Here is a 15439-nt window from a genome sequence, read left to right as displayed (position 1 = left end):
CAGAGTCGCTCTGGGTTTTATAGCATGTGTATTAGCGAAAGGGCTTTTCGAGCACCTGAACCCGTACTAATTCACCGCGTTCTAGTGTGCCTTGTTCTGCATCGAGCAAAATAAGACAGTTTGCTTTTGCGACGGAACTTAACATGCCTGAACCTTGGTTCCCTGCACTAAACACTTGGGTAATGCCATTCTCAGTACGCAATATTCCCCGTTGGAAATCAGCGCGGCCTGGGCGTTTTTTTAGTGTCTCGCCAGCTGTTACAACGATTTCTAAAGGCTCAACACTGCGCCGCCCCGCGAGCTGATAAAGGGCCGGTAGTGCTAATTGCTGCAGCGTAATGGTTGCTGACACGGGGTTGCCCGGTAAGCCGAAAAACCAACTCCCGTTTACTTTGCCGAACGCAAATGGTTTACCTGGCTTCATCGCCACTTTCCAGAAACCGACGTCGCCATGGGCATCAATCACTTGTTTGGTATAATCTGCATCCCCCACAGAAACTCCGCCGGAGCATATAATGGCATCAGCTTGGGTTGATGCTTGCATGAAGGCATCGGCAATTTCTTGCTTATTGTCCGGAATCAAACCGAGATTCAACACACTGAAGCCAGCACGCTCAAGCATCGCGTGCAGCACAAAACGATTGCTATCGTAAATTTGATCGGGTCTTCGCGTTTGACCTGGCAAAACGAGTTCATCCCCAGTTGAGAATAGAGCAACCTGGAGGCGTTTAAACACATCAATTTTTGCAACGCCTAGGGATGCCAGTAATCCAATGTCGACGGGCGTTAATTGATGGCCTGTACTAAATACGGTAGCCCCACAGACTAACTCTTCACCGCGTTTGCGAATGTGTGCATGAAGTTGGGCTGGATTGAATAGCCGCACCTGTTCGCCTTCTTTATCTTGCTCAGTATTTTCTATTGGGACCACGGCATTGGCTCCCTGAGGCACCTGAGCGCCTGTCATAATGCGAATGGCTTGACCGGGTACGAGTTGACCTTGAAAAGGGTGGCCGGCAAGTGCCTGACCTACAACCGTAAAACCTGTTTGGTTTGGCTCAGTTAAGTGCAGTGCAAAGCCATCCATTGCGGAATTATCGTAGGCAGGAATATCCACAGTTGAAAGCACATCTTGCGCCAAAATACGATCAACACCCGCATCTATGGAAAGGGTTTCAGACTCGGTAACCGGATGAACCGATTTAAGCATGTGCTGAATGGCTTCTTTTACCGAAAGCATTACTGAGTCCCTTGTTGATTTACCATCCAAACGGCGGCTTCAACGCGCGAGCGCAACCCTAATTTTTTCAAGAGATGTTTCACATGCACCTTCACCGTACCATCAGAAATATCGAGTTCTCGTGCGATCAGTTTGTTGCTCATGCCTTTTGCGATCAAGCTGAGAATCTCATACTCACGATTGGTTAGATTGTTCAGATCTGCTTTATATCGCGCCGCAGGCTTGCGAAGCGCACTCGCCAAAATCTCAGTGACCGCTTCACTCATCACCATTTTACCGGTGAGGGATTTTTTAAGTTGCTCAACAAGTTGTTCTGGATCCATATCTTTGAGCAGATATCCATCGGCTCCCGCGCTAATGGCGTCAACTACATCTTCATCGGCATCGGATACGGTGAGCATAACGATTCGCGAGGTAACGCCGGCATCACGCATCGATTTGAGGGTTTCGATGCCATCCATACCTTGCATATTCAGATCAAGAACGATGAGGTCCGGATCTAAATCTGCTGCCCGTGCAACCGCCTCTTTGCCATTATTAACCTCTCCAACAACGGTAATATTCTCTTCAAACTCGAGGAGCTGCTTTAATCCTTTAATTAAAAGAGGGTGGTCATCAACAAGCAGCACACTATATTGTTCTGACATGGTTTTCTCCGTTTGCCTTGCCGTAGTTGGGCGCATTGGGATGCGCCAACATCTTTTGGTGATACTTCCTATTAGCGCTGATTCTCTTCCTAAAAACATTGACCTACATCATGTTTCGCCAGCGCGATACCTGCAGGGTAGTTTCATTTTAAGACTGGATTGCGCCGTCCATGAACGTAAGTTAATGATAGACCATATAAAAAATGATAGAGGTGATCGATATACCACTTTATGAGTACCCCTGAGTTTCCGAGGCTGCTGTATCACGCCGGTATTGTCCGCACAAACACGCCACATCTGAAATCATGTCTATTTGTGAGTACCCCTTTTGTTATTGGGCAGCGATGATCGATATTGGATTCTTCGTTTTGCACAGCATTTGTAATAAAAATCAAATAATTAGAAAAGCACTCTGCTACCAAGTTGGAAGTATTCCCCATACATATCAGGGATTTCAGGGACGATTACGCTTGATCTCTATCAAGGTATGATGCCTCGGTATTGCTATGTTAGCGCTGAAATATGCGTCAGACGCTTACGTCTTAGACCCTGCTGGAGAACCATAATGAATCGATCTGCACCTTTGCAACCTCGGCGTTCTAAACGTCGAAATGCTGACATTGAACAGTGGGATGTTGAAAATCCCCAATTCTGGGAAAACACCGGTAAACAGGTGGCCACCCGAAACTTGTGGATTTCCATTCCAAATCTATTGTGTGGTTTTGCCGTATGGATGATGTGGGGAATTATCACCGTTCAGATGCTGAACTTAGGTTTCCCTTTTGAGCCCGCGGAATTATTTACGTTAACTGCGATTGCAGGGTTATCTGGAGCAACCCTTCGAATTCCTGCGTCTTTTATGATTCGAATTGCGGGCGGACGTAATACGGTATTCTTAACCACTGCGTTGCTATTGATTCCAGCCCTTGGCTCAGGGATCGCACTGCAAAATGCAGAAACACCGTTGTGGGTATTCCAAATTCTAGCGCTTCTATCGGGTATTGGTGGCGGTAATTTTGCAGCATCCATGAGCAATATCAGTACCTTCTATCCGAAAAGCCAACAGGGCCTTGCTCTGGGAATGAACGCAGGATTGGGGAATTTCGGTGTCACCACCATGCAAATTTTAATTCCAGCGGTGATGACTATTGGCCTCTTCACATGGCTTGGGGCCGGTGAGAGCATGACGTTACTGCGCGATAGCGGTACCTTGATAGGGCGTATTGAAGCAGGTTCTGAAACCTATATTCAGAACGCTGGCTTTATCTGGGTTGTGATTTTAATCCCATTGGTGATAGCGGCATGGTTTGGAATGAATAACCTGCGCACAATTACACCTGAGTTAAAATCTACCCCCACCGCATTTGCGCAGGTTTTAGGATTATACGGGATAGGGCTTATTACTGCAGGCGCGGGCCTGTATCTCTATCTTCCTGCGCCAACAGGCCTTGGTATTCTTAATCCTTGGATCGCCGTGGTTCTCATTACCGTTGCTACCTTAGGTTTAATGCGGATTATGCCAGGCCGTATTGGTGAAAACTCAAAACGCCAATTTACAATATTTAAGAACAAGCACACTTGGTCAATGACGATTCTCTATATCCTAACTTTTGGAAGCTTTATCGGGTTTTCCATGGCGCTTCCATTGTCAATTACGGTTATCTTCGGATCGGCAACTGTTGAGGTGAATGGTGTTATCGAGCGCGTGTCGAACCCGAACGCGCCCAGCGCCCTTACATGGGCGTGGATTGGACCTTTTGTGGGCGCCCTAATTCGTCCGCTAGGCGGTTGGATTTCTGATAAATGGGGTGGTTCCATTGTCACCCAATGGATTGCCATTGTGATGGTATTCGCATCGGCTGCCGTAGGCTACGTTATGATGTTGGCCTATCAATCAGCCACACCGGAACAGTACTTTTTGAGCTTTATTGTGCTGTTTATTGTGATATTTGCTGCCACTGGTATTGGTAATGGCTCAACGTTTAGAACCATTGGGGTTGTATTTAACCAAGAACAGAAAGGCCCTGTATTGGGTTGGACGTCTGCGGTGGCGGGTTTTGGTGCCTTTATCGCGCCGATGGTTATCGGTGATCAGATTCGCGGCGGTACACCTGAATACGCCATGTATGGCTTTGCGGTGTTCTACACACTCTGCTTAATTCTGAATTGGTGGTTCTATTTGCGTAAATCTGCGGAAATAAAGAATCCGTAAACACCAGAGTACATACGAGACGTTAAAAAGCCTGATATCCAGAACCATTGGAATCAGGCTTTTTTCTTAGTAAGCTTCAGCTTTAGCGGAGTCTGACGTCATATACTGGGGAGAAAACTCAAAGTAGACACCGGTTCCGCCTTCTGCGCGTCGCTCGATACGTGCCTCGCCGCCGAGATGCTTTCCGCGCTCGCGAATAATCGCTAAACCATAGTGATTTAACTTCTCAGGTGAATCCGGAATACCCACGCCATCATCTTCTACAGTGAGCTGGATGCGATGTTCATCCAAAGGCTGAAGACGAATCCAAATATGTTGGCCCTGACTATGATGCATGGCGTTTTGACTCGCCTCACGAATAATTTGCAGCAAGTGAATTTCCTCATGAGGGGCCAGATGCGCGTTATTAATACGAAAATCCAAGTGAATGGTTTGCTCGGTTTGGCCTTGCAACTGGCTCACGGTATTCTGTACTGCTTCCACGAAGCCACCGTCATCTACTTTAAGACGGAAGGTGGTGAGGAGCTCCCTCAGTTGACGGTAAGCAGCATCGAGACCTTGTTTTAACTCAGACGACACGTCTTCGATCATAGCTTGGTTATTAATCGCCAAAGCTTTGTTAAGGCGTGTTACTTGGATTTTCAAATAGGACAGTGCTTGCGCAAGCGAATCGTGTAACTCCCGTGCTATCACGGTGCGTTCTTTCATTAAGGTTAAACGGCGTACTTGATCTTCTTCGTTGCGCACACTCAATGCCAGTGCAAGCTGCTCAGAAACCGAGCGTAGGAGTTGATATTGCCAGTCTGCGATGGTTTCACCGGGCTCAAGTCGACACACCAGCACGCCAAAATTCTGCTGTTCGCGGCGCAACGGGAAGCGATAGATGCGTTTGCCATTTTCTTCACTACAAACTTCATCGCCAAACATACAATCATCACAATTCAAGCTAACACAGCGGGAATTATCTGGATTTCCTTGCACTTGTAGATAGGGTGCATTGCCAAGGTCGGTGAGTAGGCACAATTCAATATCAGGGACATTCAGAAGACTGCGAAGGCGCTGAATAATCTTCTCAAAGTTATCGAAATCGACGGCTTTCTCATTGGTTTTCTGAGCAATGTCATACAAGAACATCAGGGTAGTATGGCTATGTTGTAGCGCTTCTGTTTGCTCCTGCACGCGCTGTTCAAGGCGACCGTACATAAAGCCAATGGTGTCGCTCATTTTATTGATGGTTTTTGCTAAAGAACCGAGTTCGTCTTGATGGGGAATATTAACCCGCGTTGTAAAATCACCGCCGCCAATTCGCTTAGCGGCAGCGCTTAGGTGCAGAAGGGGCTGCTCAAAACGCGTTTTCAATGAGTACATCACAATTGATGCAACGAGAACCGTAACAATCAGCGACACAATGAGCCAGACACGTAGGTTTGAAATTTTGGCTTCCGCATCTTGCTGAATATGGGTGACAACTTGCTCTATGCGCAGAACTTGTTCATTGACTGCGTTGGTCACTTGCCGTTGAGTGGGGTTTGGTTGCAACAAAATGGTCTGTAGTTCTTGCCATCCTTGATAGGCATTCTGATAACTCTCCCGCACCGCTGAATCACCGTATGAAAAACGTCGAAAGGTTGGATGCTCCCAGGTATTTTGCAGCCGCGCGGTAACTTGCGCTAGCTCTGTCTGCGCCTCAGGGCCTTGCATCGCTAATAATCCCGCATGGTAGGTCTGCATGCGCAGGGAACCCGCAATGTTCATCGCTTGTGGATCTTGGTTAACGCGCTCGGAAAGCCAATAAGAAGCAACCAGCGTGACGACAGAAAGCGTCACGATTAAGAGCAATCCTAAACTAATGCGAGTGACCAGCGACATCGGATGTCTGTTCACGGGGAATACCTCTTTTTTGTTTGGGAGTAAATTTCAACCCGAATCTAAGTCTAGCTGATCATGAAAATCTTAATAGCTATGAGTACGTTAGCTATTTTAAGCGCCTACCACTTTGGGAGTAGAGCCCGCGTATTCTGCGGAATTCACGCACTTTTCGCATTGATTTAGATCAAGCATCATCTAGTCCTAATCACATAGTGTACGCCATGAAACATGTATGCAGTAGCTGGACTGGAGTCTGAAAAATGAGTCATTTACTCGATAAACTGCGCTTCTTCAAATTGAAGAAAGAACCTTTCTCACATGGTCACGGGGTTCTGACCAACGAAGATCGCTCCTGGGAACAAGGGTACCGCCAACGCTGGCAACATGACAAGGTGGTGCGTTCCACCCATGGAGTGAATTGTACCGGATCCTGTAGTTGGAAAATCTACGTGAAAGATGGTTTGGTCACGTGGGAAACCCAACAAACGGATTATCCACGCACACGCCCTGATCTGCCAAATCATGAACCGCGCGGCTGTCCGCGTGGTGCGAGCTATTCTTGGTATATTTACAGCGCCAACCGTCTGAAATATCCAAAAGTGCGCAAGCAGCTCATGAAGCTATGGCGGGAAGCGCGCAGCAAGCATAGTGACCCAGTCAACGCTTGGGAATCAATCGTTTCCGATCCGGCAAAAGCGAAGAGCTATAAAGAGCGTCGGGGTTTGGGCGGTTTTGTGCGCGCATCTTGGGATGAAGTAAACGAACTCATCGCTGCCTCTAACGTGTATACCACCAAAGCCTATGGTCCTGATCGTGTTACTGGGTTCTCTCCAATTCCAGCCATGTCCATGGTGTCTTATGCTGCTGGCGCCCGCTATTTATCATTAATTGGCGGCAATTGTTTGAGTTTCTATGATTGGTATTGTGATTTGCCACCGGCATCACCGCAAATATGGGGTGAGCAAACCGACGTGCCTGAGTCGGCCGATTGGTATAACTCCAACTACATCATCGTATGGGGCTCGAATGTTCCCCAGACCCGTACGCCTGATGCTCACTTCCTCACAGAAGTTCGCTATAAGGGGACCAAAACCTGCGTAATCACCTCTGATTACTCAGAAGCGTCTAAATTTGGCGACACCTGGCTCGCACCGCGTCAAGGTACCGACGCCGCGTTAGCCATGGCATTTGGCCACGTTATTTTAAAAGAATTTCATGTAAATAAGCCGAGCGACTATTTTACCGACTACGTGCGCCGTTATACGGACATGCCTATGTTGGTTATGCTCGAGGAATCTGAAGGAAAATTAACCCAAGGCCGTTTCTTGCGTGCGGCAGATCTCGTCGACAACCTAGGTGAAGACAACAATCCAGATTGGAAAACCATTGCCATTGATCGCAACGGTGACCGTCTTGTTAGCCCAAATGGTGCTATCGGTTATCGCTGGGGCCAGAAAGGCAAGTGGAACCTCGAACAGAAAGATCAGAAGGGCGATGTCGATTTGCATCTATCCCTGAAAGATCATGCGGACGAAGTGGTCGATGTGGCGTTCCCATACTTTGGTGGCAAGCCACATGAGTATGAGTACTTCCAGCACACAGATCACGATGAAATCCAGATGCGCCGTATTCCAGCCAAGAAAGTCACCTTGGCCAATGGAGACACCGCGTTAGTGGCCACGGTATTTGACCTCATGTTGGCAAACTACGGTGTTGATAACGGTCTGAACGATCCAAATCGGGCGCAAAGCTACGAGGATGACGTGCCATATACGCCTGCATGGCAACAAGCGATTACTGGTGTTGATCCGAAAGATGTTGTGCGGGTCGCCACTGAGTTTGGTCGCAATGCCGATAAAACCAAGGGCCGTTCCATGGTGATTGTGGGGGCAGCACTGAACCACTGGTATCACATGGACATGAATTATCGTGGTCTGATCAATATGCTCATGATGTGTGGCTGTATCGGTCAAAGCGGTGGTGGTTGGGCGCATTATGTCGGCCAAGAAAAACTGCGTCCGCAAACGGGCTGGGCACCGCTGGCATTTGGCTTGGATTGGCAACGTCCGCCGCGCCACATGAACGGGACTTCATTCTTCTATAACCATTCGAGCCAATGGCGTTACGAGAAGCTCGAAATGACAGAAGTGATTTCGCCGCTAGCCAACCCGAACAAATGGAAATCGAGCATTATCGACTTTAATACCCGTGCAGAGCGCATGGGCTGGCTACCCAGTGCGCCCCAGTTAGGGACTAATCCATTAGGACTCGTCGCGGCTGCTAAACAAGCAGGCATGGATGTGAAGTCTTACGTGGTTGATCAATTGAAAAAGGGCAGTTTGAAGTTTGCTTGTGAGCAGCCAGAGAACCCACAGAACTTCCCGCGAAACATGTTTATCTGGCGCTCAAACCTTCTTGGGTCATCAGGTAAAGGGCATGAATACATGCTTAAGCACTTGCTGGGAACCAAGCATGGTTTGTTAGGTAAGGATCTCGGTGAATTTGGTGGTCAGAAGCCAGATGACGTGGAATGGAGTGAGGCGGGCGCCGAAGGTGCTGAAGGTAAAGTGGATCTGTGGGTCACGCTCGACTTCCGCATGTCAACAACCTGTTTGTACTCAGACATCGTTTTGCCGACCGCGACTTGGTATGAAAAAGACGACATGAACACATCGGATATGCATCCATTTATTCACCCACTAACCGCGGCAGTTGACCCTGTGTGGGAAGCGCGCAGTGACTGGGAGATCTTTAAAGGAATCGCGAAGGAGTTCTCTCGGGTGTGTCAAGGTCACCTAGGCGTTGAGCAGGACGTGGTGACCGTCCCTATGCAGCACGATACACCCAATGAGCTGGCACAGCCTTATGGGGTAAAAGCATGGTGGAAAGGTGAGTGTGACCCTATTCCAGGCCAAACCATGCCCAATATTGTGCAGGTTGAGCGGGATTACCCAAATACCTACCAACGCTTTACCTCACTGGGACCACTGATGGACTCACTGGGCAACGGTGGCAAGGGAATTAGCTGGGATACCAAAGAGGAAGTGGAGTTCTTAGGCAAACTCAATCGCAAGCATGTGAATGAAGGCGCGAATCAAGGGCGTCCGAAGATCGAAACCGCCATTGATGCGTGTGAGGTGATTTTATCCCTTGCTCCAGAAACCAATGGTCATGTGGCGGTGAAGGCATGGGGCGCGCTCAGTGAGTTTACCGGTCGCGACCATACTCATCTGGCGATACCAAAGGAAGAGGAAAAAATTCGCTTCCACGACATCGTGGCTCAGCCGCGTAAGATTATTTCATCGCCCACTTGGTCCGGGCTGGAAGATGAGCATGTGTCTTACAACGCGGGTTACACCAACGTTCATGAGTTGATTCCATGGCGCACCATTACGGGCCGCCAGCAGTTCTATCAAGATCATGAGTGGATGCGTGATTTCGGAGAAACCTTATGTGTGTATAAGCCACCGATTAACTTGAAAACGGTAGAGCCGATTCTGAATAAGAAATCGAACGGCAATAAAGAAATCGTTCTGAACTGGATTACGCCGCATCAGAAGTGGGGTATTCACAGCACCTATTCAGATAACTTACTGATGCTCACGCTATCTCGTGGTGGTCCTATCGTCTGGTTGAGTGAAACTGATGCCAAGGCCGCCGATATCGAAGATAACGACTGGATCGAAATTTTTAATGTTAACGGCTCGATTTCCGCGCGGGCAGTGGTATCACAGCGGGTACCTGAGGGTATGAGCATGATGTATCACGCGCAGGAACGGATCATTAACACCCCGGGGTCGGAAATGACCGGCACCCGTGGCGGGATCCATAACTCAGTTACCCGTGCGGTCATGAAACCGACCCATATGATTGGTGGCTACGCCCAGCAAAGTTACGGATTTAACTACTACGGAACTGTTGGTTGTAACCGGGATGAATTTGTCATCGTACGGAAGATGGACAAAGTTGATTGGTTAGATACCCCTTAATACGCAACAGAGCTTCGGCAGCAGCATTTGCCGAAGCTCGCTTCGCGCTGCGGCGCTAATGAAGTGATTTTGCGGATTTCACCGAATTTAGGAAGACGATTATGAAAGTTAGAGCTCAGATAGGCATGGTGTTGAACCTCGACAAGTGTATTGGTTGTCATACGTGTTCAATTACCTGTAAGAACGTCTGGACCTCTCGGGAAGGGGTGGAGTATGCCTGGTTTAACAACGTGGAAACCAAGCCTGGCGTAGGATTCCCAAAAGAGTGGGAGAACCAAGACGTATGGAATGGCGGTTGGGAGCGTACCAAGAAGGGCAAGCTACAACTGAAAATGGGTGGCAAGCTGCGGATTCTAGCAAATATTTTTGCAAATCCAGATCTTCCTCAGATCGATGACTATTACGAGCCGTTTGACTTTGATTACCAGCATTTACATACCGCTGGTGATACCAAACATCAGCCAGTCGCTCGTCCGCGCTCACTGATTAGTGGTAAGCGCATGGAGAAAATCGAATGGGGACCAAACTGGGAAGAAATTCTTGGTACTGAGTTTGCCAAACGTAAAAAAGACAAAAACTTCGATGAAGTGGTGCAAAAAGACATTTACGGTCAGTTTGAAAAGACCTTCATGATGTATTTACCACGCCTTTGTGAACACTGTTTGAATCCCGCATGTGTTGCTGCCTGTCCTTCAGGTGCAATTTATAAACGGGAAGAAGACGGCATCGTTTTGATCGACCAAGATAAGTGTCGTGGCTGGCGCATGTGTGTGTCCGGTTGCCCATACAAGAAAATCTATTACAACTGGAAAACCGGAAAATCAGAGAAATGTACTTTCTGCTATCCACGCATTGAGGCAGGCCAACCCACCACGTGCTCTGAAACATGTGTGGGTCGTATCCGCTACTTGGGCGTCTTGTTGTATGACGCTGATAAGATCGAAGCAGCGGCTAATACACCGAATGAGAAAGATCTATATCAGGCCCAACTCGACCTGTTCTTGGACCCATTTGATCCTGAGGTCATCGCAGCGGCAAAAGCTGAAGGTATTCCAGAAAACTGGTTGAAAGCCGCCCAGCGTTCGCCAGTCTACATGATGGCCATGGAATGGAAAGTGGCTTTACCGTTGCATCCAGAATATCGGACCTTGCCCATGGTTTGGTATGTACCACCACTGTCGCCTATTCAAACAGCGGTTGAAGCAGGCCATGTGGGAATGAATGGTGAAATTCCAGACTTGAAATCGCTGCGTATTCCATTGCGCTACTTGGCCAACATGCTTACTGCTGGCGACGAAGCGCCGGTTGTGCGCGCTTTAGAACGCATGATTGCCATGCGTGCGTACAAGCGTTCGCAAAATGTGGACGGCGTAGAAGATTTTGAGGTGCTCAAGCAAGTAGGGCTTACCCCGAATCAAGTTGAAGAAATGTATCGCTATATGGCGTTGGCAAATTTCGAAGACCGCTTTGTGATTCCAACAAGTGCCAGAGCCTATGCCGAAAATGCCTACGACCTGAAAGGTGACTGTGGTTTCTCATTCGGAAATGGCTGTGGTAACGGCGAAAGTGGATTGAATCTATTTGGCGGCGACAAAAAAGGCGTCCGCAAAGTGATTCCAGTGGTTATGAAGGATTAATCGAGATGCAAATAGTCAATGTAATATCGCTGTTACTCGATTACCCCACAGCGGGTTTAATCGAAGCGCAGAACGACCTTCTCGATATCATCGAGAACTCAACCTTGCCAGCTTCGGAAAAACAGGGGTTAGCGACGTTCGTTCAAGAACGTTGCGCCACTGAGTTGATGGATTGGCAGGCCGAATACGATGCCATGTTTGAGCGTGGCAGAGCCTTGTCATTATTGCTGTTTGAGCACGTGCACGGAGAGTCGCGTGACCGTGGGCAGGCGATGGTAAACCTGATGAAGCAATATAAGGATGCTGGACTCGAGCTTGATGTGCGTGAGCTACCTGACTACATCCCCCTGTACCTTGAGTTCTTATCCACTCAAGGTGAAGAGAACTTGCAACTCGGTTTGCAGGAAGTTGCCCACATCTTAGCACTGCTGGCAGCGCGATTGGAGACGCGGGAGAGTAACTATGCGGCACTTATGCATGCGTTGATTCACCTTTCAGGCGTGACTGTCGATGTGGATGATGTTCGAGAACAGATTGCAAATGAAGAGCGCGATGACACCAAAGAAGCGCTTGATAAAGTGTGGGAAGAGGAAATGGTGACCTTCGGGCCAGATTCTAGCGCTGATGGTTGTAGTAGCGCTGTGACAAAACCGTCTGAATCCCAACGCAAGGATCAATTAGTGCCGATAACCTGGTCTGATTTTAAAGATGCAGGCCAAACTGAAGTGCAGCGAGGAAACTAACCATGAACTTCACCGACATGCTACTTTTTGGGATTTATCCCTATATCGCCTCCGTCATATTCTTTGTCGGTAGTGCACTTCGCTATGACCGTGAACAGTTCACGTGGAAAGCCCAGTCGAGTCAGATTTTGGATAAGACCTATTTCCGAACTGCGAGCGTGCTATTCCACGTTGGCATCATCATGATCTTCTTTGGTCATTTTGCGGGTTTGGTCATGCCCTATGAAGTTTGGAGTTTCTTGGGAATTACCTTGGCTCAGAAGCAAATTATTGCCATGGGGGTAGGTGGTTTCTTTGGAGCATTGTGCTTCGTTGGGCTCACTATGCTGGTATGGCGCCGATTGTTTAACCCTCGGGTTCGTGCCAGTAGCTCGGTGATGGACACCCTGATACTGCTATTAATCTATTGGCAGTTAATTCTCGGTATTCTGACCATCTTTGTATCAACCGGCCACATGGACGGTTATGTGATGCAAGATTTGATGAGCTGGTCACGCTATCTACTGACATTCCGCCCAGCGGACGCCATTGAGTTTATGGCCGACATCCACTGGATTTATAAAGCACACGTGTTCTGGGGTATCACTCTATTTGTGTTGTTCCCATTTAGTCGCCTCGTTCACATTTGGAGTGTGCCAGTTAAATTCTTGGGTCGCAGCCAGCAAATCGTGCGTCGTCGGTTTTAATATGTGGGGTATAGAGCGGTGTAAAAACCGCTCTATACCTATCAATCGGGAACCTAGAATTCGTGATTGATGAGTGAGGAATTATGATTCAAGTAAATGATACAACGATTACCGAACAGGCAATCTCTGAAGAAACTCAGTACCATCCTGCCGACTCTAAAGACGCAGCAATGAAACAAGCAGCGGAAGCATTGATCATCGGAGCATTGCTAAAGCAAAGAGCACGGGAATTAGGGATTAAGGTAACGAGTGCAAAAGCAAGTGCTGCAGAGCATGACTACATTGAGCAACTGATCGACAAAGATGTGCATATTCCACAAGCTGACGATCACGAGTGTGAGCAATACTTTCGGGGTAATAAGGATCGCTTCACAACATCACCCTTGTTAGAAGTTCGCCATATATTGATTGCTGCGGCACCGGATGACTCACAGGCGCGCATGGAATCACTGGCGATGGCGGAGGCAGTTATCGAGAAACTAAATGCGGGTGGTGACTTTAACGGTCTTGCTCGTGACTACTCGGCATGCCCTTCGAAATCAACCGGTGGGAGTTTAGGGCAATTAAGCCGAGGTCAAACGGTTCCTGAGTTTGAACGCGTTGTTTTTGCGTTAGAACCTGGCTTATATAATTCTCCCGTTGAATCTCGTTATGGCTTTCATGTGGTTTGGGTAGAACGCAAGATACCAGGACAACCACTGGAGTACGCGCAAGTAAAGGATAAAATCCGAGACTACTTAAACGAGAAGGTACGGCATAAAGCGATTGCACAATATATTCAAACGCTCATTGTTGGTGCCGAAATTAAAGGCTACGAATTTGCATTAGACGAATCACCCTTAATGCAATAAAAACTATCGTCTTGAATGAGGCTCTGGGCTAGCCGTCACTTCTCATGTGAACGGATACCAGAGCCTTCTTTTTTGCTACCTCTCTGGAGGTAATCGATCTATATCCCTCAAAAATCAACAAAATAACACTTGTGCGCCGCATGGCGGACACTACCACTCGATATAATATCCCTACCTTTCTTGGGTCTTACCACCCAACACATTCCGGGAGTTTTTATGCTGAATCAAGTGATAAAGAATAAAGCGTTAGTTTTGTTTGCGAGCATACCGGTTATGCTATTTGCATCGCCTCAGGTTTACGGCAATAGCGAGGTGGTAACGGATCCAAACAAAATTGCCATCGACTTTAGATATCGTCTCGAGCATGTTGATCAAGCGAACCCCTTGAAAAACGCACTCGCATCGACATTGCGTACCCGAGTCAATGCACAACGGACATTGCACCCGAGGGTATCGATGGTGTTGGAGGTCGACCATGTCGAAGTGCTTGGTGATAAAAGCTACAACAGTACGGTGAACCAGCGAACTCACTATTCGGTTGTGGCTGATCCGCGCGGGACGGATATTAATCAAGCATACCTCCGTGTAAAAATGCCAGATCAAGCGGCCACGCTCGATGTTGGTCGTATTCGAATGAATCAGCTTAATCAGCGCTTCCTTGGGGGGGTAGGTTGGCGTCAAAATGAACAAACGTTTGATGGTCTTCGTTGGCAGCAGAAGTTCAGCGATTGGAGTGCTGACATTGCTTATATTCAAAATGTGAACCGCATTTTTGGACCTAAAGGGCCAGCTGCGAATGAGCGCGGGACGCTGTTTGCTGGTGTGTTGCAATGGCAAGTTACTGAGCACCATGAATTACGTGGATTTATCTATGACTTCGATTTCAACGATTGGCACGTGCGAGATAGCCGGACTCTAGGTGTGGATTACCAAAGTAAGTGGCTGTTGGCGTCTCGCCAGGTACAAGTTCAGGCCACTTTGGCACGACAAGAAGACGCTCACCAACAACCACAATCGTTCTCCCATAATTACCACCGATTTAGTATCAGCGCCCCTATTAGCGAGGATATAAAACTCGCGATAGGAAGCGAACGTCTTGCCGGGGATGGGGTAAGCGCACTACAAACACCTTTGGCAACACTGCATGCGTTTCAAGGGTTCACCGATTTATTCTTGGTTACCCCTAACGATGGCATACGGGATCACTTTGTTACATTGAGTTTGCCAATCGGGAAACTGCCCATAAGTGTCGGGTATCACCAGTTTAAGGCAGATACAGACCGGCGCAGTTATGGCAATGAATGGAACTTAACAGCGTCATATCGCTTCGCAAATGGTGTTCACGTACTTGGTAAGTTTGCTGATTACTCCGCTAAACAGCATGCAGTGGACACGCAAAAGGCTTGGCTGATGGTGTCCTACGCGCTGTAGTCATAACGCCAAACCCAATCCACAAAGTAGGAAAAAGGCACTGCCACGGCAGTGCTTTTTGTTTGTTCCTACCTCTTGGTTGTACCTCAATTTGGGCGCATACCCCTCAAGGGGTAAAGGATCCCACAATAATG

The 15439-nt window shown here is 48.1% G+C and carries 10 protein-coding genes; 7 read left to right on the top strand and 3 right to left on the bottom strand.

Features of this window, described 5'->3' with window-relative positions; all coding sequences use genetic code 11:
* Nucleotides 1-31: 31 nt before the first annotated feature.
* Nucleotides 32-1240 carry a molybdopterin molybdotransferase MoeA gene (gene moeA / locus HXZ99_RS03000; protein WP_194755776.1) on the bottom strand — a complete coding sequence of 403 codons (1209 nt, stop codon included), beginning with the start codon at nucleotides 1238-1240 and terminating at the stop codon, nucleotides 32-34.
* Nucleotides 1240-1887, bottom strand: a complete 648-nt coding sequence (gene narL, locus HXZ99_RS02995) for a two-component system response regulator NarL (RefSeq protein ID WP_194755775.1) — start codon at nucleotides 1885-1887, stop codon at nucleotides 1240-1242. The genes moeA and narL overlap by 1 nt, the downstream gene beginning before the upstream one ends.
* Nucleotides 1888-2452: 565 nt before the next feature.
* Between narL and HXZ99_RS02990 the strand changes: the two genes are divergently transcribed.
* Nucleotides 2453-4099: an MFS transporter gene (locus HXZ99_RS02990; protein WP_194755774.1), complete on the top strand. Its 1647-nt coding sequence runs from the start codon at nucleotides 2453-2455 to the stop codon at nucleotides 4097-4099.
* A 66-nt stretch (nucleotides 4100-4165) separates the two neighbouring features.
* On the opposite strand, the gene HXZ99_RS02985 is transcribed toward HXZ99_RS02990, so the two are convergent.
* On the bottom strand, nucleotides 4166-5983 hold the full coding sequence (locus HXZ99_RS02985; RefSeq protein ID WP_331458464.1) for an ATP-binding protein: 1818 nt from the start codon (nucleotides 5981-5983) through the stop codon (nucleotides 4166-4168).
* A 245-nt stretch (nucleotides 5984-6228) separates the two neighbouring features.
* Between HXZ99_RS02985 and HXZ99_RS02980 the strand changes: the two genes are divergently transcribed.
* The 6 genes from HXZ99_RS02980 (at nucleotide 6229) to HXZ99_RS02955 (ending at nucleotide 15305) form a co-directional block, all read left to right on the top strand.
* The gene (locus HXZ99_RS02980) at nucleotides 6229-9957 is read left to right on the top strand and encodes a nitrate reductase subunit alpha (RefSeq protein WP_194755773.1); all 3729 of its coding nucleotides are present in this window, start codon (nucleotides 6229-6231) and stop codon (nucleotides 9955-9957) included.
* Between the two features lie 101 nt (nucleotides 9958-10058).
* Nucleotides 10059-11594, top strand: a complete 1536-nt coding sequence (narH, locus tag HXZ99_RS02975; protein ID WP_194755772.1) for a nitrate reductase subunit beta — start codon at nucleotides 10059-10061, stop codon at nucleotides 11592-11594.
* A 5-nt stretch (nucleotides 11595-11599) separates the two neighbouring features.
* Nucleotides 11600-12337: a nitrate reductase molybdenum cofactor assembly chaperone gene (gene narJ, locus HXZ99_RS02970; protein ID WP_194755771.1), complete on the top strand. Its 738-nt coding sequence runs from the start codon at nucleotides 11600-11602 to the stop codon at nucleotides 12335-12337.
* 2 nt (nucleotides 12338-12339) lie between these two features.
* Nucleotides 12340-13023 carry a respiratory nitrate reductase subunit gamma gene (narI, locus tag HXZ99_RS02965; RefSeq protein WP_194755770.1) on the top strand — a complete coding sequence of 228 codons (684 nt, stop codon included), beginning with the start codon at nucleotides 12340-12342 and terminating at the stop codon, nucleotides 13021-13023.
* An 83-nt stretch (nucleotides 13024-13106) separates the two neighbouring features.
* Complete coding sequence (locus HXZ99_RS02960; protein ID WP_194755769.1) at nucleotides 13107-13874, top strand: peptidylprolyl isomerase; 768 nt, start codon at nucleotides 13107-13109, stop codon at nucleotides 13872-13874.
* 216 nt (nucleotides 13875-14090) lie between these two features.
* Nucleotides 14091-15305 (top strand): alginate export family protein, encoded by a 1215-nt coding sequence (locus HXZ99_RS02955; protein WP_194755768.1) that lies wholly within the window; start codon nucleotides 14091-14093, stop codon nucleotides 15303-15305.
* Nucleotides 15306-15439 lie beyond the last annotated feature (134 nt).

This window comes from Aliidiomarina indica (assembly GCF_015354615.1).
GTDB lineage: Bacteria > Pseudomonadota > Gammaproteobacteria > Enterobacterales > Alteromonadaceae > Aliidiomarina > Aliidiomarina indica.
Note: the sequence above shows the minus strand (reverse complement) of the source record. Positions and strands in the feature narration are given on the sequence as shown.